Below are 18,032 nucleotides of genomic sequence, written 5' to 3' on the forward strand. Positions count from 1 at the left end.
CAAGGCCCTCGGTTGGTGTTCGTAGCACCGCCGGGGGCCGTTTTGATGTCTTGGTAATCAGCGTCTAGGCCGTAGCCGCCGACGCGTCGCCCTCCTGTTCGTCGCTGGTCACGGCTGGCCGGATCGGCGTTACGGTGCCTCCGGCAAGATCAGAAAGAGCCTGGGCAATGACCTTGTCCCGGTCGGCCGCCGCGTGCTGGTAGCGCATCGCTGCACCTGGTGTGGAGTGACCCAGACGAGCCATCAACTCGGCGAGTGTCGCCCCCGTCGCCGCGGCCAGCACAGCCCCGGTGTGCCGTAGGTCGTGGAAGCGCAGGTCGTCGCGCCCCGCCTTCTCTCGCGCCGGGTAGAAGACGCGGTAGAGCGACGATGGGGCCATGTGTCGGGTGTTGTCGCTGGTCGCCGGGAACAGCAGCGCCACCTTGCTGCCCGCCACGTGGTCGCGAAGGTGGTTCTTGACCATCGGAATCAAGTGCGGAGGAATGTTGACCTCACGCTTTCCGGCATCCGACTTGGGGTCCTTGACGATCCGCTTGCCCTTGGTGCGTGTGACACCCCGACGGATGTGCACCACACCCCTCTTGGTGTCGACGTCGGCTCGACGCAGTTCGGCCAGTTCGCCGAAGCGCATCGCGCACCACGCGGCCAGCAAGACCATCAACTTGTACCGCTCAGGTATCGCCCACACAACCGCCTCAAGTTCGGCCAAGGACGCCGGGCGGATCTTCTTCACCCGCTTCGCCGAGCCCCCACCTCGCACCCGACAGGGGTTCGAGTCACGGACCTCATCGGCAACGGCGGTATTCATGATCGTGCGCAACAGGCCGTACGCGTGGGCCCGTGCAGTCGGACGGTCCTTGACCTTCTTTCCGTCTCCACGCGCCACCTGGGCGAACCACTGACGCACAGACGCCGGAGTCACCGAGATGACGGCGACGTTCTCGAACGTCGGGTAAATGTGGTCGTCGAGTATCTGGCGGTAGTGGTCAATGGTGGTCTGTTCCAAATCCCGATCCGTCAGCCACGCTTCGCAGTACTCACGAACGGTGATCGGCGTTGCCTCTTCAGGCTTCGGCTCAGCGGGCGGCAACCACGCGCCGAGCAGGATCTCCGAGTGCCGCAGTGCAAGCCACGCATCTGCATCGCCCTGAGTGTCGAACGTGAGCGCCTTCCCGTTCGGCCTCCGAGCGCTGTATGTGACCCCGTCAGGTCCGGTATAGCGCGCTTGGTGCCGACCAGATGGCAGTTCCCGGACGCTGCCGAAGTACCGCTTCCCTCGCTTTGCTCGTGCCATCGGAGTGTGCCCTTCGTGCCAGTCGCGTGCCAGATTGAGTGTTCATCCGTGTCCACTCGTGTCATCGTGTGTCACGCGTCAAAGGTTACGTTAGCCGCAGGTAGAAGGGCATGCAAGCAGGTCATGCCAAGTGACACGTAGTGCCCGGTGACACTGGTTCGATCCCAGTATCGCCCACAATCGCCGAGAAGTCCCCGACCGTTGTGGTCGGGGACTTTTCGGTTTACGCGTGCCGGAAAGCCTGGTGAACCCAGGCCAGCGCCCTAAAGACGGCACGCGATGGCGGGCCGCGGGGTTTGTGCGAAATCACGTAGAGCGGTCAGCGCTGGCGAAGTCGGTGAACGGCGTGGCGGCGGGCGAGGCCCATGATCCAGGACATGGTGGTGCCGTTGAGCGGGTCGTAGCGGCCTGCGGAGCGCCAGATCTGGAGCCAGACCTCGTGGGCGGCTTCTTCGGCCTCGTCGGGGTCGGTGAGGACTCGGCGCAGGCGCCACAGGACGTGGGCGGCGGCGTGGTCGTAGAGCCGGTCGAACGCGTGGCGGTCGCCCTGGGCGATGCGGGCCAGCAGGGTTTCGACATCATCGACCGCGACGGGTCCGGTCACCAGGCTGTCGCCCGCTTCGAGGGGAGGCCGGGTTTCGCGGGCGGTGTCGGGCTGGTCATGCACGGGATCATGCATGCATGGTTGGCCGTTGGACTAATCGGCCCAGTGCGATCCGCAATCGGCGGAGCGGAAAGTCACTGGAAGGGGTGAACATGCGGGTGGGCGAGCTGGTACTGCGGCTGGATTGGTGGGGTGGCCGGGTGCGGTCGCTGCTGTTCGACCTCGTCCTGGCGGCCGCGGCGATCGCGGCCGCGCTCACCGAGTCGAGGCCAGCCCCGCCGATGGCGTTGCTGGTCCCGCTGGCCGTGGTGGGTTTCGGCGCGCTGGTGGTGCGGCGCCGGTTCCCGTTGGTGGCGTTCGCGGTCGGGCTGGCGGGGCTGTTCGGTGGGCTGCACCTGATCCCCGTCCTGATCGGTCTGCACGCCGTGGCGAGCCGCTACGGGCCTGCCGCCAGGACGTGGGTCGTGGTGGCCGTGGCGCTGGTCGGCTTCGTGTTCGCCGACGGGGCGGAGGACCTGGACGAGTGGCAGCTCCTGCTGCTCGTGGGCAGCCTCATCGTCCTGACCCCCACCCTGCTGGGCCTGTGGTCGTTCCAGCGCCGCAAGCTGCTGGCCGCCCTGCGGGACCGGGCCGAGCACGCCGAGCGGGAACGGGACCTGCTGGCCGAACGGGCTGTCGCCGACGAGCGCCGTCGTATCGCGCGGGAGATGCACGACGTGGTGGCGCACCGGGTGAGCGTGATCGCGTTGCAGGCGGGGGCGCTGTCGGTCACGCCCGGTGGTGAGCGCACGGCCGAGGTCGCCGAGGTGATCCGCAAGACCAGCGCCACCGCGCTGACCGAGTTGCGCGACATGCTCCGCGTGCTGCGCGACGACACCTCGGACTCCCCGGCGCCCGCCCCGGCGCTCGGCGGTATCGACGCGCTGGCACGGGACTTCCGGGCGACGGGCGCGGATGTCGACCTCGACCTGCCCGACTCCCTGCCGGACGCGTCCGGCGCGGTCGGGCGGGCGGCCTACCGGGTGGTGCAGGAGGCCCTGACCAACGCCGGGAAGCACGCTCCCGGCGCCCCGGTCCGGGTCTCGGTGGGCGCCGTGGACGACGACCTCGTGGTGGAGGTGTCCAACCGCGGCGGCGGTCGCCACCCGGCCGCGGTGCCCGGATCGGGGTACGGGCTGATCGGGATGCGCGAACGGGTCGCGCTGGCGGGAGGCGCTGTGCGTTCCGGGCCCGCGCCGGGCGGCGGGTACGTTGTGCGGGCCCAGTTCCCCCTGCGATCGGACGACGAGAACCCGTGACGGTCAAGGTGCTCCTCCTCGACGACGAGGAGCTCGTGCGCGGTGGGCTCCGGATGATCCTGGAGTCCGACCCTGACATCGTGGTCGTCGCCGAGGCGGCTAACGGGACCGGTGTGCTGGACTTGGTCGCGACGCATCACCCGGACGTGGTGCTGACCGACATCCAGATGCCCCGCGTCGACGGGCTGGAGGTGACCGGTCTGGTCGCCGCGCTGCCCGGCGGGCCCGCCGTCGTCGTGCTGACCACGTTCGACCTCGACGAGTACGTGCACGCGGCGCTGCGCCGGGGTGCCGCGGGGTTCCTGGTCAAGGACATCGCGCCGAAGGACCTGCTGGCCGCGATCCACGTCGTGGCGGGCGGCGACGCGATGATCTCGCCGCGGATCACCAAGCGCCTGCTGGGCGAGTTCGCCGACGGCGGCGCGAAACCGGGCGCCCGCAAGAGGTTGGAGGCGCTGACCCCGCGTGAGCTGGAGGTCGCCGTGGCCGTGGGCCATGGGTTGGCCAACGCCGCCATCGCGAAGTCGTTGCAGCTGAGCGAGTCGACCGTGAAGGTCCACATCGGACGGGCGCTGGCCAAGCTGGACGTGGCGAACCGCACGCAGGTCGCGATCGTGGTGCACGACGCCGGACTGGCGTGATCAGGCGAAGCTGCGTTCGGCGTTCTTGCGCCCCACCACGAACCACAGCAGGCTGCCGAGGAACGGCGCGCAGAAGGCGAAGACCACCCACACGAGTTTCATCCCGCCGGACAGGCGCGAGCGCAGGACGCTGACGAGCGCCGCCACGAACAGCACCAGGAATCCCAGCGCGACGGCGATCATGAGACCCGCGGCCAGCAGGTTGAAGCCGTTGTCCAGGGCCGTCTGCGGTTCGAGGGTGTGCACGGGGTCGCTCCTCCGGGTCGGGCGGCGCGGCGCCGTGGACCGGCGTCACCTCCGCTACCCCAAGACTGCCCCAGCGGCCGTGAGCGCGCATCATCCCGCGCGCTGGGCCGGGGTAGGCAGAAAGTCGTACCCGTCCACTGTGGAGCGGGGTCAGCCCTTGCGAGTCGCGGTGAAGGCGAGTGACATCATGGCAGCCTTCGCCTTGCCGGACATGGTGTCGCCCGCGACGGTGGCGGCGCACTTGATCTTCATCTTGAACGGCGACGTGAGCCGCGCGGTGAACCCCACCTCGGCGCCGTCCACCCGACCGTCCTCGGTGGGCAGGCCGTCGAGGGTGCCGGTGAGGGTGCCGTCGGCGGTGCCGAGTTCGAGGTCGAGGTACCGCTCGCCCTGCGGGGTGGTGAAGCCGATCGTCCACGTGCCGTCGACCGGCCGGGCGGCGCTCTCGAAGCGCTCCCGGTCGTCGCGGTACGCGGCGGCGGCCTCGCGGTAGCGCCGGTGCTCCACCTCGTGGTCCGGGGTGTCGGAGGAGCCGGGAGCGAAGAAGCGGTCGAGGGCGTCGTTCGCGCCGGTGGCGTGTTCACCCGAACGGGGCATCATGGTGGCCTCGTACCGGGTGATGGCGGCGTCGACGGTGGGTTCCGCCGCCAGCGCGCGGGCCAGTTCGGCGGCGTCGAGCATGGCCAGGTTGACGCCGAAGCCGCCGAACGGGGACATCAGGTGCGCGGCGTCCCCCAGCAGCGTCACACCGGCCGTGTGCTCCCAGGTCAACGGCGCGGGCAGGACGTGGATGGGGCGGTTGACGAACCCCTCGCTGTCGACGATGAACCGGAGCAGCTCGTCGGACCACCCCGCGAACTCGTCGAGCAGGATCGCGCGCACGGCGGCCGGGTCGACGCCCGCTTTCCCGAGCCAGTCGACGTCGGTGCGCATGGCGACGTAACCGCGGACGTGGCTGTCGCTGTTGCGCTGGCCGATGATGGCGCGGCCCCCGCCGTCGTTGGCGAACATGTGACCGTCGCCGACCAGCTTCGCGATGCCGGGGTGGCGGCGGTCGACGTCGGGGAAGGAGACGTCGAGGAACGAGATGCCGGTGTAGTGCGGCACGGCGTCGCTGAGCAGGGTGCGGACGCGAGACCAGGCGCCGTCCGCGCCGATCACGAGGTCCACCTCGGCGGTGGCGCCGTTGGCGAACTCCAGGCGGTGGACGCCGTCGCCGAGCGGCGTGACGGCGACCAGCTTGTGCCCCCACCGCACGGTGCCGGGTGCGACGTTCGCGGCGAGCATGGCGCGGAGTTGGCCCCGGTCGATCTCCGGCGCGGCGTCGTCACCCTCGTCGGGGACGAACGAGGAGAGCACGGTCCCGTACTGGTCGAGCCTGCTCTTGGCCTGGCCCTCGACCCTGGCCAGGGCGTGGAACTCGGCGAGCAGGCCCGCGTCCTCCAGGGCGACCTGCCCGGAGTCGGCGTGCAGATCCAGGGTGCCGCCGGGGTCGCGGGCGTCGACCGAGGCATCGGCGTCGTACACGGTGACGGCGATGCCGTGCCGCTGGAGGACGCGGGCGCACGTCAGTCCGCCGGGCCCGGCTCCGACGATGGCGATGCGGGTGGTGGTCATGGTGGTTCCCTTCGCAGATTTACCGAACGGGCGTTCGTTAAGTAACTCGAACGTAGCCGAACGGGCGTTCGGTCGTCAACTAGAGTGGGCCGCGACGAAGGGACCTGACATGAGCACCGACACGGGTGGCGAGCGCCGCACGGGGGCCGAGACGCGCGCGGAGATCCTCCGGGTCGCGCTGCGGCTGTTCACCGAGAAGGGCTTCGAGGGCACGACGACCAGGGACATCTCCAGCGCCCTCGGCATCACGAAGTCCTCGCTCTACTACCACTTCCAGAACAAGGAAGCGATCGTGGCGAGCCTCATGGAGGAGCGCATGTCCGAGCTAGACGAGCTGACCGGGTGGGTCGCCGCGCAGCCTCCGGCACCGGACCTGCTGCGCCGGGCCGCGGTGCGCTGGATCGACAGCACCACGCCCGCGCGCATCCAGGCGATGCTGCTCGCGCAGGCCAACCAGCCGGTGATGAAACGCCTGATCACCACCGGGAACGACGTCCGTTCCGGGTTCGCACCGCTCATCGACCTCTTCGCGGGCGAGGGCGCGAGCGAGGAGGACCGGCTCTACGTGCGGATGGCGTTCGACACCGTCGGGGCGGCGCTCCTGGCGTCCAGGGGCACTTCCGCGAGCCCGGAGGAGGTGATCGCGACCGCTCGCCGCGCGACCATCGCGCTGACGGCCTGACCGGCAGTACGGTCCTTTGTAGACAGACGACTGCCTGCCCCGCCACCTCCCGGTTTCGAGCGGGCCACCAAGGGGATCATCACACCGCTGGGCGGGATGGCCGCGAAGCCGGTGTCCGGGGCGATCGGGTCCGCGGCCGGGATCGTGGGTCCGGAAGTCGCCGCCGACGCCCGAAGGCTCGACCTTGCGGACGGGGCGCGGGAGCGGTTTCGTGGTCGCATGGCGGAATCAGCTCGCGTTCAGGGCTTGCGGCTCCCCGACTGGAAAGCGGTTGCCAAGCTCAGGTGGCCCGCGTTCGTCGGCCCGCACATCGCCGCGGGATTCGCGAACGGGCCGATCGCGAGCCGACCGCGGACGCCGCTCGTGGTGGTCTCGGGCAGGCAGGACCGAAGGCGTCCGGCGCGGGACCCGATGCCCGACGGTGACGCGGTCCGCGTGGCCGACGCCGCCGAACCCGTCGACGTCATCGCGACATCCACCCAGCGCACCGCCCCGCTGCTGGTCGACGTGCCCATCACCGGACATTCCCGAGGAGCAGCCGAATGACCCGCCTCGTCTCCCCCGCAGCATCCGGGCCGAACGCCCGCGACGTGGTCGAGCCCGCGACCGGCGACGTGCTCGGCCAGGTGGTCCTCTCCGACGCCGAGGGCATGCGCGCCTCGATCGCCGAGGCGTCCGCCGCGCAGCCGTCGTGGGCCGCCACCCCGCCCGCGGACCGCGCCGCGGTGCTGCGCCGGGCCGCGCAGGTGCTGGAGGAGCACACCGACGAGGTCGTCGAGTGGCTGGTGCGCGAGTCGGGTTCGCTCCGCGCCAGGGCGGGTGACGAGGTCGGGGCGGTGCTCGACGAGCTGTGGGTCGCCTCGGCGCTGCCCACCCAGCCGCACGGCGAGCTGCTCACCGACCCGGAGGGCAGGCAGAGCCTCGGACGGCGGGCGCCGCTCGGGGTCGTTGGGGTGATCAGCCCGTGGAACGTGCCGCTGCTGCTGGGTATGCGCGCCGTGGCACCCGCGCTCGCGCTCGGCAACGCCGTGGTGCTCAAGCCCGATCCGCACACCCAGGTGTCCGGCGGGCACGTGCTGGCCGCGCTGTTCGAACGGGCGGGTCTGCCCGACGGCGTGCTGCGGGTCGTCGGCGGTGACGCCGAGGTCGGCCGCGCGCTGACCGGGCACCCGGACGTGCGGATGATCGCGTTCACCGGCTCGACCGCGGTCGGCAGGCGGATCGGCGCGGAGGCCGGGCGCGACCTGAAGAGGGTGTCGCTGGAACTGGGCGGTACCAACGCGATCATCGTGCTGGACGACGCGGACCTGGACCTGGCCAGTTCGGCCGGGGCCGCGGGGTCGTTCGTGCACCAGGGCCGGGCGGCCGGGCGGCACATCGTGCTGCGGGCCGTCGCGGACGAGTACGCGGACCGGTTGACCCGGCACGCGGAGAAGCTGGTCGTCGGCGACCCGTGGCGCGACGACGTGGCGCTGGGCCCGCTGATCGACGCGGCGCGGCTGGAGCGGGTGGACCGGATCGTCCGCGACACCGTGTCGGCCGGGGCCCGGCTGCGGACGGGCGGCACGCACGACGGCCTGTGCTACCGGCCGACGGTGCTCACCGGGGTCACCTCGGACATGCCCGCGTTCGCCGACGAGATCTTCGGCCCGGTCGCGCCGGTGATCGTGGTGGCCGACGAGGACGAGGCCGTCGAGGTGGCCAACCGCACGGGGTACGGGCTGGTCGCGGCGGTGCAGACCGGCTCGGTCGAACGCGGTCTCGCGCTGGCGGGCAGGCTCGCCACCGGTGTCGTGCACATCAACGACCGGTCCCCGCACGACAGCGCCCTCGCGCCGTTCGGCGGGTGGGGCGCGGCGGGCGGCGGCCGGAACGGATCGGGGCGGAGCTGGGACGAGTTCACCCAGTGGCGGTGGCTCACCGTGCGCACCACGGCCATCCCCGGTCCACAGTGGACCGGAAGGGGAAACCCCTGATCCCCGGAGGGGAACGGTGACCGGTCAGCCGACGGGACCCTTCTCGACGTCCAGGCCCGGTTCGTCCGGCGCGGACTCCTCGGGTTCGCTCGCGTGCACGTCGGCCGGGTCGACGTGCTCGTCGGCCTCGCTGAGCAGGGAACGGATGCCGGAGTTCAGGACCGCCAGCAGCGGCACGGAGAGCAGGGCGCCCGCGATGCCGCCGGTGAGCAGGCCGCCCGCGATGGCCAGCACGACCGCGAGCGGGTGCAGCTTCACCGCGCGGCCGAGCAGGAGTGGTTGCAGCACGTGGCTTTCCAGCTGCATCACGGCGATCACGATGCCCGCCACGACCAGGCCCGCGACCACGCCGTTGGCGACGAGCGCGATCAGGATGGCGATGCTGCCCGCTACCACGGCGCCGATGATCGGGATGAACGCGCCGAGGAACACCAGCGCCGCCAGCGGGATCGCGAGCGGGACGCCGAGCGCGGCGAGCCCGATGCCGATGCCGACCGCGTCGACGACGGCGACGGCCGCGGTGGCGCGCACGTAGCTGACCAGGGCGGCCAGACCGCGCCTGCCCGCGACGTCGACCCTGGTCCGCACGCGGTTCGGGACGGCGCGGATGAGGAACTGCCAGATGCGGGCGCCGTCGTAGAGGAAGAAGATCAGGGTGAACAGGACGAGCAGCATCTGGGTCAGGATCTCGCCGACGGTGGCGGCGGTGGTCAGCGCGCCCGAGGTGATGTCGGACTGGTTCTCCGTCAGCGTCGCGACGAACTTCGCGGAGGCGTCGCGGATCTGGTTGTCGCTCAGGTGCAGCGGGCCGTTGGTCAGCCAGTCCGAGGCCGTTTCCACGCTCTGCGAGAGCTGCGTGACGAGGCCGGGGACGCCGTTGACGAACGTGACGACGACGAACGTGAGGACGCCGCCGAGGATCACCAGGCCGCCGATGAGGACCAGCGCGGCCGCGAGGCCCCTCGGCACGCCGCGGCCGGCGAGGTCGTCGACGCCGGGGACGAGCAGCGCCGCCAGCAGCAGTGCGATCGCGACCGGGACGACGATGCCCGCGAGGTAGCCGGTGACGGTGCCGACCACGTAGAGGGCGGCGACCACGACGAGGAACCGCCATGACAGAGCCGCCGCGACCCGCAGCAACCGCGGTACCACGTCCTGGGGTTGTCGTCTGCTGTCCATGTTCATCCGCCGCTCTGGTGGGGCTCCCCCGGACATGGCGAACCCCGGCGACAGGGGGAGGTCGCCGGGGTTCGCGTGCGCACGTCTTGAGGCTAGGCGTGCGCGCGCCTGCCCGTCACCAGCCGGTAGATGCCCAGCAGGATGAGGGAGCCGAGGATGGCCAGCAGCCAGGTGCTCAGGCTGAAGAAGGTGCTGATGTCGGTGCCGAACAGAGCCTTGCCGACGAAGCCGCCGATGATGGCGCCCACGATGCCGATCAGCATCGTGATGATGATGCCACCGGGGTCTTTGCCCGGCATGATCGCCTTCGCGATAGCGCCGGCGATGAGGCCGAGAATGATCCAACCCAAGACACCCACAGGAAGCTCCTTCGTCTGGCGGCGACGAGGTCTCCGTCACCGCTCTGTTCTTGCTTGGAGCTGGGATGTCCAGTCGGCGATCGCTTCAAACATGGGTTTGAAAAGATTTTTAGGGGGTACGGCGATGCGCCGTCCACTGTGGAGTCGGGAAATCATTTTCACGAGCTGGATCCATGATCGACAAAGGCGTGCACGCCCTCCGTCAGCCCGTTCGCGCGGCCGGGATGCGGGGTGCCGGGCGGCTCAGCGCGGCCAGGGCGGAGTCGACGTCCGGGTGGACGGCGACGTGGGCCGTCACACCCGTGACCCGCAGTGGGCGCAGCACGCAGCGCTGGTTCGCCACGACGGCGAACCGGACGCCCCGCCGGTCCGCGCGCTGAGCTGCGGCGAGCACCACGGCGATGCCGGTCGAACCGAAGAACTCGACCCCGGTGAGGTCGAGCACGACGGCGGAGGGGTCGGCGTCGAACGCGTCGAACACCCGGAGCCTGACCGGTCCGGTCGAGTTCGCGTCGATCTCGCCGACGAGGGTGACGACCGTCGCGGGCGTCGTGAGGTCGGAATCGGAGGAAGTACCTGCGGGCGATGATGCTTGCGTGGGCATTGTGGGTCCCTCTCCACTGCGCAGAGGAAGACCAGCCGAGCTAGCTGTTGAACCCGAACCAATCTCGCGAAGCGCTATCGGTAGTTCGCCCCGATAACGATACGGACGCTTCCTGGAACCCACAACAGGAGTGCTTGCGCAGTTCATGATCAACTGACCAGAATCGCGCGGGTCCGATCCCGGTACAACGGAGTGGAGAGACCGTGCGGCCGATCTTGCATGTGCTCGGAGCGGTTTTCGCGAGCGCGGCGCTGCTCGTGGGGACCACGGCGGCGAACGCCGAACAACCCCGGACTCCACCTGCCATCGCCTGGGCCCCGTGCCCGGACACCCCCGCGGCGGACTGCGGGTCGGTGCGGGTGCCGCTCGACTGGGACAGGCCGCACGGCCCGACGGTCGACCTCGCGGTGTCGCGGCTCAAGGCGGGCGACCCGTCCCGGCGCATCGGGGTGCTGTTCGGCGATCCCGGCGGTCCCGGCGGGTCAGCGGCGGCGTTCGCGCAGTCCGGGTCGTACTTCAGCGCCGACGTGCGGGCGCGGTTCGACCTCATCGGGTTCGACCAGCGCGGCACGGCGGGGAGCTCCGTGATCCGGTGCTCCCCCGAACTGCTGGCGCAAGCGCCCTCGGGCTACCCCGCCGACCGGGCCGGGTTCGACGCGCTGGTCCGGTACAACGCGGAGCTGCGCGCCGACTGCCGGGCCCGCGGGGGCGCGCTGTTCGACAACGCGAACACGGCGGACGCGGCTCGGGACATGGACGCCGTCCGGCGGGCGCTGGGCGAGCGGGAGATCAGCTTCGCCGGGATCTCGTACGGGACCCTGCTCGGGCAGCAGTACGCGGAGCTGTTCGGCGACCACCTGCGGGCGATGGTGCTGGACAGCGCGATCGACCACAGCACCGACACGACGCGGTTCGTCGTCGACCGGGCCGCGTCCGTGGAGGCGTCGTTCTCGGAGTTCGTGAAGTGGTGCGACCGGAGCGAGGCCTGCGTGCTGCACGGGCAGGACGTGCGGCAGGCGTGGGAGGACGCGCTTGTGGGGGCCGATGCTTCCGGGTTCGGGCGGGAGGAGTTGATCGGGTACGTGCACAACCTGCTGTACGACCCCGCCTGGGCGGACATCGCCGGGGTGATCCAGGCGTTGGCGGCTGAGAGGTCAGGGATCTCGTCCTACTTCGAGCCGAACTACCAGTCGATCCGGCAGTCGACGGTGTGCCAGGACTTCTCGTTGCGGATCGGGAGCTTCGCGGAGTACCGGCGGTTGTACGCGGAGGAGCTGCGGGTGGGGCCGACGATGCGCGGGAGCAGTCTTGGGCACGATGAGGCGATGGCTTGTGCCGGGACGCCAGGGCGGGCGGCGAATCCGCCGCATCGGTTGGACCTGCGGCGAGCGCCGGTGATCTTGGTGGTGAACTCGCGGTTCGATCCGGCTACGCCTTATGCGTGGGCGGAGAGCTTGCAGAGGCAGGGGCGGGGGAAGGTGGCGTTGCTGACCTACGACGGGTGGGGGCATGTGGCTTATCCGCGTAGTGAGTGCACGCGGGCGGGTGTGGATGGGTATTTGATCGGGTTGAGGGTGCCTGGGGTTGGGTGTGCGGCGGTGGAGGAGGCTGGGTGAGGTAGAGCGAAGCGCCCCCCGTCGCCATATTGTCTCTAGCACTTCACCCCCGTTTGTCAAGACGATAAAGCTATCTTGACAAACGGGGGTGAAGTGAGAGCGGGCTTTGGATCGGGGGCTGAGGGGTAGGTCTGGCTTCGCCAGCATCGGACTGCGTCCGACAGGGCAATCAGGCTGCGCCTGACTTGGGCATCCGATGCTCCGCACCGAACAGGGCATCCGACGCTCCGCGATGGACGGGGCACCTGGCTTCGCTTCGGTCGAGCATCCGAGCTGCGCCGGATCAGGCATCAGGCTGCGCCTGACAGGGCATCCGGGCTGCGCCGGACCAAGCATCCGGCGCTCCGCGACGGACAGGGCACCTGGCTTCGCGTCGGTTGGGCATCCGAGCGGCGCCGGACCAGGCATCGGACTGGGTCCGACAGGGCATCCGGCGCTTCGCGACGGACAGAGCACCTTCGTCAGGCGAGTGCGCAGGGGACTTCGGCCCAGATGGTTTTCCCCCACGTCCTCACTGCCGTGCCCCAGCGGTGGGCCAGGCGGTCCACCATCACGAGGCCGCGGCCGCGGAACGCGCCGAGCCTGGACACGCCCACGACCGGTAGTCCCAGGGCGTTGGAGTCGTCCACCTCGACCCGGACGAAACGGGTGTGGGGTGGTGACCAGAGACGAGCCGAGATGGGGTGGAGGCCGTGGTCGTAGGCGTTGCTCACCAGTTCGGTGGCGAGCAGCTCCACGTCTTCAACGCATTCGGCGCTCATCGTGGCCAGGGCTTCGCGGATGTGCGCGCGCAGCTCGGCCAGCGGCGGTGCCGAATGGCCGCCCAGGTCCAGGTCGACCTGCATCCGCTTCGAACTTCTCATGGCACACCACTCCGATCGTGCCGGGGGACCTCGCCTCCCGACATCACGCCGGTTACCCACGCGGAGGCTGTGGAACACCTGTGAGCCACTAGTCCATTGGGCGGAGGCGGACGCCGGTGATGGCGTGGTGGGCGGTGGCGGTGACCTCGAGTCGCCACTTGTCGAGCACGACCACGTCGCCCGGCGCCTCGGGGATCCGGCCGAGTGCGACGAGGAGCATGCCCGCGATGGTGGTGTAGTCGCCGGAGGGGGCGTCGGGGAGTTCCACGCCGAGGTCGACGAGGTCGTGGACGGGGAAGGTGCCGGGTAGGCGGAGGGCGCCGTCGGTTTCGGTGCGGACGGCGATGACGTCGCGGTCGGTTTCGTCGTAGATCTCGCCGACGATCTCCTCGAGCAGGTCTTCGAGGGTGACGATGCCGGCCACCGCGCCGTGCTCGTCGATGACCAGCGCGAACTGCTCGCGGGCGGCCTTGAAGCGGCGCAGGGCGTCGGAGACGCGGACGCTGTCGGGGAAGTTGACGATGGGGCGGGCGACGTCGGCGACGGTGCCCTCGTCGCCCAGCAGTTCGTGCAGGTGCGCGATGCCGAGGACGTCGTCCAGGTGGCCGTCGTGCACGACGGGGGCGCGGGAGTGGCCGGAGGCGGCCAGTTCGGTGCGGGCCTCGACGACGGACAGGTCCTTCTGGAGGGTGAAGACGGCCCGGCGGGGTACGAGGACCTCGCGCAGGACGCGTTCGTGGATCTCCAGGGCGCCGGTGATGATGGTGCGCTGCTCGGCGTTGAGACCGCGCTGGCCGGCGATCAGGTCGCGCAGCTCCTCGGGGCTGAGTTCTTCCTCGGGGGTCTCGGTGGTGCCGCCGAACATGCGGACGATGACGTCGGTCGACCGGCTCAGCACCCACACCGCGGGCCTGGAGGCGACGGCCAGCGCGTTGAGCGGGCGGGCCACGAACAGCGACCACGGCAACGCGTACTGCATGGCCAGGCGCTTGGGCGCGAGTTCGCCGACGACCAGGTTGAAGAAGGCCAGGACGATGGTGACGAGCACGAGCGCGACCGCGTCGGCCGCGCCGTCGAGGAAGGTGAGCAGCGGCGCCACCGGCGCGGCCAGCGACACCGCCGCGGTGGCCGAGGCGAGGTAGCCGGCGAGGGTGATGCCGATCTGGACGGTGGCCAGGAACCGGTTGGGGTCGCGGGCCAGCTTCAGCAGGGTGGTGGCGGTGCGGCCGCCGCGCCGCTCCAACTGCTTGAGCTGCCCCTGCCGCAGGGAGATCAGGGCGATCTCGCTGCCCGCGAACAGGGCGTTCACCAGTACCAGCACCGCGACCAGGGTGATGTCGAACCAATATCCGTCCACTGTGGACAGTGCTCCCGACTGTGAGTGCGAGCGGCCACGCTAACAGGGGGTCCCCGGCTTTCGTCACGGGTGACCGAACCCGGCCCCGCTGAAACCGGACACCGTCTCGACAGGCGGTCCGCGGCGGTGGGATCCGCATTCCTCGCACGGCACTCGCGAACGCGAAAAACTTGGGAGGAAATTCACCGGTAAGAGTTGTTTACCGCTTTCCCCGCCTTCTCCGCGCACGCCCCGCGCCGCACTCGCCTAAGCTCGGTAAATGAGCATCGACAACGCCGATCCGGTGGCGGTGTTGCGCACCGCGGTGCGAGTGGCATCGGACCCCCTGTTCCGCCTCAACGACCAGTCGGCCCGGCGGCCGAGCCCCGTCGTGGGTGAGGTGGTCAACCGGGCGCTCGGCGCCTTCGTGGCCACGGCGAGACCCGTGCAGGCCCAGTTGGCCGCGCTGATCAGCGCCGACCCGCTGGGACCGGTGGCGGAGGCGGTCAACCACGTGCGCGTGGCGTTCGGTCATTTCGGTTCCGACGAGGGCAGGCTCGACGCCGCGTGCGCCGAACTGGAGGCCGCGCAGAAGGCGCTCGAAGGGCGGGAAGTCGACGAATTGCCGAATCCCCATCCACCGATCAGGGGATGATCCGGCATTCCGCCGGCATTCGGTGACGCGCCGCGATCACCCATCTGGGAAATAGCACCACGGGGCGACCGCGCGCCCGCGGAATTCATCGATTCCGCGATGTCATCGGCGGGTGCGCGGCCCGGAGAACGACGACCAGAGCAGGGGGAGACGTGCCGATCCGAACCCGCGTGACGAGGTGGGCGTTCCGCGTCACCGCCGTCACCGCCACGGTGGCGCTGCTGGCCACCACGAGGGCGCCCGCCGACGCGGACATTCCGCTGCCGAAGGGCTCCGCCGACCACTACGCCGGGTCGCAGATCGCCCGGTACGAGGACGTCGGCGCGTCCCCGAGGGCCGCGAGGGCGGCTTCGGAGGACGCGGTCGAGGGCATCGACGTGAGCAGCCACCAGGGCCAGGTCGACTGGGCCGCGCACTGGAACGAGGGCAAGCGGTTCGCCTACGTCAAGGCCACCGAGGGCACCGGCTACCTGAACCCCGGCTTCGCCGACCAGTACCAGGGGGCCGCGGCGGTCGGGATGCTGCGCGGCGCCTACCACTTCGCCCTGCCCGACCGGTCCGACGGCACGGCCCAGGCGGCGTACTTCGTGGACAACGGCGGCGGCTGGGCGCCCGACGGCCGGACGCTGCCGGGCGTGCTGGACATCGAGTACAACCCGTACGGCGACACCTGCTACGGCATGGCGGGCGAGGCGATGGTGGCCTGGATCCGCGGGTTCAGCGACGCCTACCTCCTGCGCACGGGCCGTCCGCCGGTGATCTACACCTCGACCCGCTGGTGGAACCAGTGCACCGGGAACCTCGGCGACTTCAGCGCCTCCAACCCGCTGTGGGTGGCGCGGTACTCCGAGGACGTCGGCGAACTCCCCCACCCGTGGCCGGTGCACACGATCTGGCAGCACACGTCCACACCGCTCGACCAGAACACGTTCAACGGGCCCTACGAACGCCTGCTCGCGCTGAGCGGCGGCGACCGGGCCGTCCGGCGCTGAAGCAGGTCAGCCGGGGGGCTCGGGAATCTCGGCCCACACGGTCTTGCGGTCGGCGTAGCGCTCCACGCCCCAAGCGGCACCCAGCGACTTGATCAGCACGAGGCCACGGCCCCTGAACTCCCCCAGCGTCGACGTGCCCGGCTTCGGCAGCAGGTCCGGGTTGCCGTCGTCGACCTCCAGCCGCACGACGCCCGGCCCGCTCCGCCGTTCCAACCGCAGCAGGCGGGGCGCCTTGGCGTGCTCGTAGGCGTTGGCGGCCAGCTCGGTGGCGATCAGCTCGGTGTCGGCGACGAGGTCGGGGTCGAGGTCCTCCAGCAGCGTCCGGATCCAGGCGCGGACCTCCGAGAGCGGCGGTGTGTCGTGGTCGTCGAGGTCGAACTGGTGGTACGGGTGCGTCGTCGGCGCGCTCACCTGACTCCTCAGCTGGTGCGACCGCGGTCGGTTCGTAGGACGGCGGGTGGTGTGGATGACGGCTACCCGGCCGGGTCGCCCGTCACACGTCAGACTGTAGAGACCGGCGCCGGGGTGGGCCATCGACGCCCGTGAAGTCGTCCTCCTCCTGTCCGGTGCGCGACGCGGGGATCAGGGCCCCCGGTGATCGCCCGGCGGCACTAGGCTGTCGTGCACCACGAGACGAGGAATGCGATGCCCCGTAGTTCTGTGCACGACGCCGGGTCCGGCTCGGGCCCCGATCACAGCACGCCCCTCAGGGTGCTGACCGAGCACGTCGAGGGCGTGCTGGTCGTGCGCGTGGCCGGGGAGATCGACATGAACACCGCCCCCAAGCTCGGCGACCACCTGACGGCGGCCTTCGCCGCCGCGGCCGCCGACGAGGCGAAACCCGCCGTCGTCGTCGACTTCGGCGAGGTGGAGTTCCTCGCCTCGATCGGCCTGTCGCTGCTCGTGGCGAACCACCAGGCGGGCGAGGCCAACGGCACCCCCATGCACCTCGTCGTGTCCTCGCGCGCCGTGCTGCGCTCGATCACGTCGGCCGCGCTCGACCGGCTGTTCACGCTGCACCCCAGTGTCGACGCGGCGGTGGCCGCCGCGCGCTGACGCCGAACAGCTCGGGGTTCCCGCTGTTCAGACGGCTCAAACCTGGAACGGCCATGATTTTTCCAGTGTGGCCGAACGGGCTTCCGACCGCCATCATGGGCTGATGACCTCGCCCGATGGCTCGACGAAATCCACCTCCAGAGATGTCCCGACCGTGCTGCGCATGACCGGTGAGATCGACATGTCCAACAGCGACGCGCTGCGCGAGCAGGTCGTCGAAGCCCTCGACGAGGGCACGCCGGCACTCGTGCTCGACATGTCCGAGGTGACGTTCTTCGCGTCCTCCGGCATCGCCGCCCTGGCCCACGCCAGGGAGTACGGCAAGCAGCTCGGCGGCAGGCCCGTGCACGTGGTGGCCAGCCGGAGCGTGCGGCGCTCCCTGGAGGCGACCGCGATGGACCAACTCCTCCCGCTGCACCCGACGCTCGAGGACGCGCTTAAGGCGGTCGGCTGACCCGGATCCCCCGGACGTTCGAGGTGGACGGGGTCGGTGCCGTGCGGCGCGCGTGGCACCATGGTCCGGCACTGTCCCACCACGAACGGACCGCGCCGTGACCACAGAGCCCGGAACCATGATCGACGTGCTGCTGGTCGAAGACGATCCGGGCGACGCGCTCATGACCGTGGAGGCCTTCGAGTACTACAAGGTCGCCAACCGGCTGCACGTGGTGCGCGACGGGATCCAGGCCATGGACTACCTGCACCGCAGGGGCGCGTACGCCGACGCCGTGCGACCGGGCCTGATCCTGCTCGACCTCGACCTGCCGCTGATGGACGGGCACGAGGTGCTGGACCGGATCAAGTCCGACGAGGACCTGCGGACCATCCCGGTGGTCATGCTGACGACGTCCAAGGCCGACGAGGACGTCCTGCGGGCCTACCACCTCCACGCCAACGCCTACGTCGTCAAGCCCGTCGACTTCGACGCGTTCATCGGCGCCGTCCGGCAGATCGACGACTTCTTCATCTCCGTGGTCGCCAGGCCCGCTTCCGCCCAGCTCGTGTGACCCTCCC

The 18,032-nt window shown here is 70.4% G+C and carries 21 protein-coding genes; 11 read left to right on the top strand and 10 right to left on the bottom strand.

The genetic code is table 11. The features are described from left to right. Nucleotides 1–64: 64 nt before the first annotated feature. Complete coding sequence (locus tag RM788_RS12250) at nucleotides 65–1,294, bottom strand: tyrosine-type recombinase/integrase (protein WP_315931740.1); 1,230 nt, start codon at nucleotides 1,292–1,294, stop codon at nucleotides 65–67. Nucleotides 1,295–1,613: 319 nt separating this feature from the next. After that, a complete protein-coding gene (locus tag RM788_RS12255; protein WP_315931741.1) occupies nucleotides 1,614–1,961 on the bottom strand; it encodes a sigma factor in 348 nt (115 codons plus the stop codon). A gap of 89 nt (nucleotides 1,962–2,050) precedes the next feature. On the opposite strand from RM788_RS12255, the gene RM788_RS12260 reads away from it, so the two are divergent. Together RM788_RS12260 and RM788_RS12265 are read left to right on the top strand one after the other, a co-directional pair. After that, nucleotides 2,051–3,196, top strand: coding sequence for a sensor histidine kinase (locus tag RM788_RS12260; RefSeq protein WP_315931742.1), 1,146 nt, complete (start codon nucleotides 2,051–2,053; stop codon nucleotides 3,194–3,196). Continuing rightward, complete coding sequence (locus RM788_RS12265) at nucleotides 3,193–3,837, top strand: response regulator (protein ID WP_315931743.1); 645 nt, start codon at nucleotides 3,193–3,195, stop codon at nucleotides 3,835–3,837. The genes RM788_RS12260 and RM788_RS12265 overlap by 4 nt, the downstream gene beginning before the upstream one ends. Here the strand turns inward: RM788_RS12265 and RM788_RS12270 are convergent, their stop codons facing one another. After that, a complete protein-coding gene (locus RM788_RS12270; RefSeq protein ID WP_315931744.1) occupies nucleotides 3,838–4,083 on the bottom strand; it encodes a PLD nuclease N-terminal domain-containing protein in 246 nt (81 codons plus the stop codon). A gap of 150 nt (nucleotides 4,084–4,233) precedes the next feature. Further along, nucleotides 4,234–5,700 (bottom strand): FAD-dependent oxidoreductase, encoded by a 1,467-nt coding sequence (locus tag RM788_RS12275; RefSeq protein ID WP_315931746.1) that lies wholly within the window; start codon nucleotides 5,698–5,700, stop codon nucleotides 4,234–4,236. 109 nt (nucleotides 5,701–5,809) lie between these two features. Between RM788_RS12275 and RM788_RS12280 the strand changes: the two genes are divergently transcribed. The 3 genes from RM788_RS12280 (at nucleotide 5,810) to RM788_RS12290 (ending at nucleotide 8,358) form a co-directional block, all read left to right on the top strand. Next, on the top strand, nucleotides 5,810–6,382 hold the full coding sequence (locus RM788_RS12280; RefSeq protein ID WP_315931747.1) for a TetR/AcrR family transcriptional regulator: 573 nt from the start codon (nucleotides 5,810–5,812) through the stop codon (nucleotides 6,380–6,382). Nucleotides 6,383–6,601: 219 nt separating this feature from the next. Then, a complete protein-coding gene (locus RM788_RS12285; RefSeq protein ID WP_315931748.1) occupies nucleotides 6,602–6,928 on the top strand; it encodes a hypothetical protein in 327 nt (108 codons plus the stop codon). Further along, nucleotides 6,925–8,358, top strand: a complete 1,434-nt coding sequence (locus tag RM788_RS12290; protein WP_315931749.1) for an aldehyde dehydrogenase family protein — start codon at nucleotides 6,925–6,927, stop codon at nucleotides 8,356–8,358. Before RM788_RS12285 ends, RM788_RS12290 begins: the two co-directional genes overlap by 4 nt. A gap of 24 nt (nucleotides 8,359–8,382) precedes the next feature. Here the strand turns inward: RM788_RS12290 and RM788_RS12295 are convergent, their stop codons facing one another. The 3 genes from RM788_RS12295 to RM788_RS12305 form a co-directional block, all read right to left on the bottom strand. Further along, entirely contained in the window at nucleotides 8,383–9,537 is a 1,155-nt protein-coding gene (locus tag RM788_RS12295; RefSeq protein ID WP_315931750.1) for an AI-2E family transporter, read from the bottom strand. A gap of 92 nt (nucleotides 9,538–9,629) precedes the next feature. Then, nucleotides 9,630–9,896 carry a GlsB/YeaQ/YmgE family stress response membrane protein gene (locus RM788_RS12300; protein ID WP_315931751.1) on the bottom strand — a complete coding sequence of 89 codons (267 nt, stop codon included), beginning with the start codon at nucleotides 9,894–9,896 and terminating at the stop codon, nucleotides 9,630–9,632. Between the two features lie 202 nt (nucleotides 9,897–10,098). Beyond that, on the bottom strand, nucleotides 10,099–10,500 hold the full coding sequence (locus RM788_RS12305; RefSeq protein ID WP_315931752.1) for an STAS domain-containing protein: 402 nt from the start codon (nucleotides 10,498–10,500) through the stop codon (nucleotides 10,099–10,101). Between the two features lie 203 nt (nucleotides 10,501–10,703). Here RM788_RS12305 and RM788_RS12310 point away from each other — a divergent pair, with 203 nt between their 5' ends. Beyond that, entirely contained in the window at nucleotides 10,704–12,116 is a 1,413-nt protein-coding gene (locus RM788_RS12310) for an alpha/beta hydrolase (protein ID WP_315931753.1), read from the top strand. Between the two features lie 461 nt (nucleotides 12,117–12,577). On the opposite strand, the gene RM788_RS12315 is transcribed toward RM788_RS12310, so the two are convergent. Both RM788_RS12315 and RM788_RS12320 read right to left on the bottom strand, forming a co-directional pair. Next, nucleotides 12,578–12,979, bottom strand: a complete 402-nt coding sequence (locus RM788_RS12315) for an ATP-binding protein (protein ID WP_315931754.1) — start codon at nucleotides 12,977–12,979, stop codon at nucleotides 12,578–12,580. Nucleotides 12,980–13,067: 88 nt separating this feature from the next. Next, on the bottom strand, nucleotides 13,068–14,336 hold the full coding sequence (locus RM788_RS12320) for a hemolysin family protein (protein ID WP_315931755.1): 1,269 nt from the start codon (nucleotides 14,334–14,336) through the stop codon (nucleotides 13,068–13,070). Between the two features lie 259 nt (nucleotides 14,337–14,595). Here RM788_RS12320 and RM788_RS12325 point away from each other — a divergent pair, with 259 nt between their 5' ends. Further along, complete coding sequence (locus RM788_RS12325; protein ID WP_315931756.1) at nucleotides 14,596–14,970, top strand: hypothetical protein; 375 nt, start codon at nucleotides 14,596–14,598, stop codon at nucleotides 14,968–14,970. A 158-nt stretch (nucleotides 14,971–15,128) separates the two neighbouring features. Continuing rightward, nucleotides 15,129–15,962: a lysozyme gene (locus RM788_RS12330; RefSeq protein ID WP_399344970.1), complete on the top strand. Its 834-nt coding sequence runs from the start codon at nucleotides 15,129–15,131 to the stop codon at nucleotides 15,960–15,962. 6 nt (nucleotides 15,963–15,968) lie between these two features. Here the strand turns inward: RM788_RS12330 and RM788_RS12335 are convergent, their stop codons facing one another. Further along, on the bottom strand, nucleotides 15,969–16,373 hold the full coding sequence (locus RM788_RS12335; RefSeq protein WP_315931757.1) for an ATP-binding protein: 405 nt from the start codon (nucleotides 16,371–16,373) through the stop codon (nucleotides 15,969–15,971). A gap of 234 nt (nucleotides 16,374–16,607) precedes the next feature. Here RM788_RS12335 and RM788_RS12340 point away from each other — a divergent pair, with 234 nt between their 5' ends. The 3 genes from RM788_RS12340 to RM788_RS12350 all read left to right on the top strand — a co-directional run bounded on the left by RM788_RS12340 (nucleotide 16,608) and on the right by RM788_RS12350 (nucleotide 18,025). After that, nucleotides 16,608–17,018 (top strand): STAS domain-containing protein, encoded by a 411-nt coding sequence (locus RM788_RS12340; RefSeq protein ID WP_315931758.1) that lies wholly within the window; start codon nucleotides 16,608–16,610, stop codon nucleotides 17,016–17,018. A gap of 103 nt (nucleotides 17,019–17,121) precedes the next feature. Then, a complete protein-coding gene (locus RM788_RS12345) occupies nucleotides 17,122–17,472 on the top strand; it encodes an STAS domain-containing protein (RefSeq protein ID WP_315931759.1) in 351 nt (116 codons plus the stop codon). Nucleotides 17,473–17,590: 118 nt separating this feature from the next. After that, nucleotides 17,591–18,025, top strand: a complete 435-nt coding sequence (locus RM788_RS12350; RefSeq protein ID WP_315934618.1) for a response regulator — start codon at nucleotides 17,591–17,593, stop codon at nucleotides 18,023–18,025. Nucleotides 18,026–18,032 lie beyond the last annotated feature (7 nt).

The organism is Umezawaea sp. Da 62-37, assembly GCF_032460545.1.
Classification (GTDB): domain Bacteria; phylum Actinomycetota; class Actinomycetes; order Mycobacteriales; family Pseudonocardiaceae; genus Umezawaea.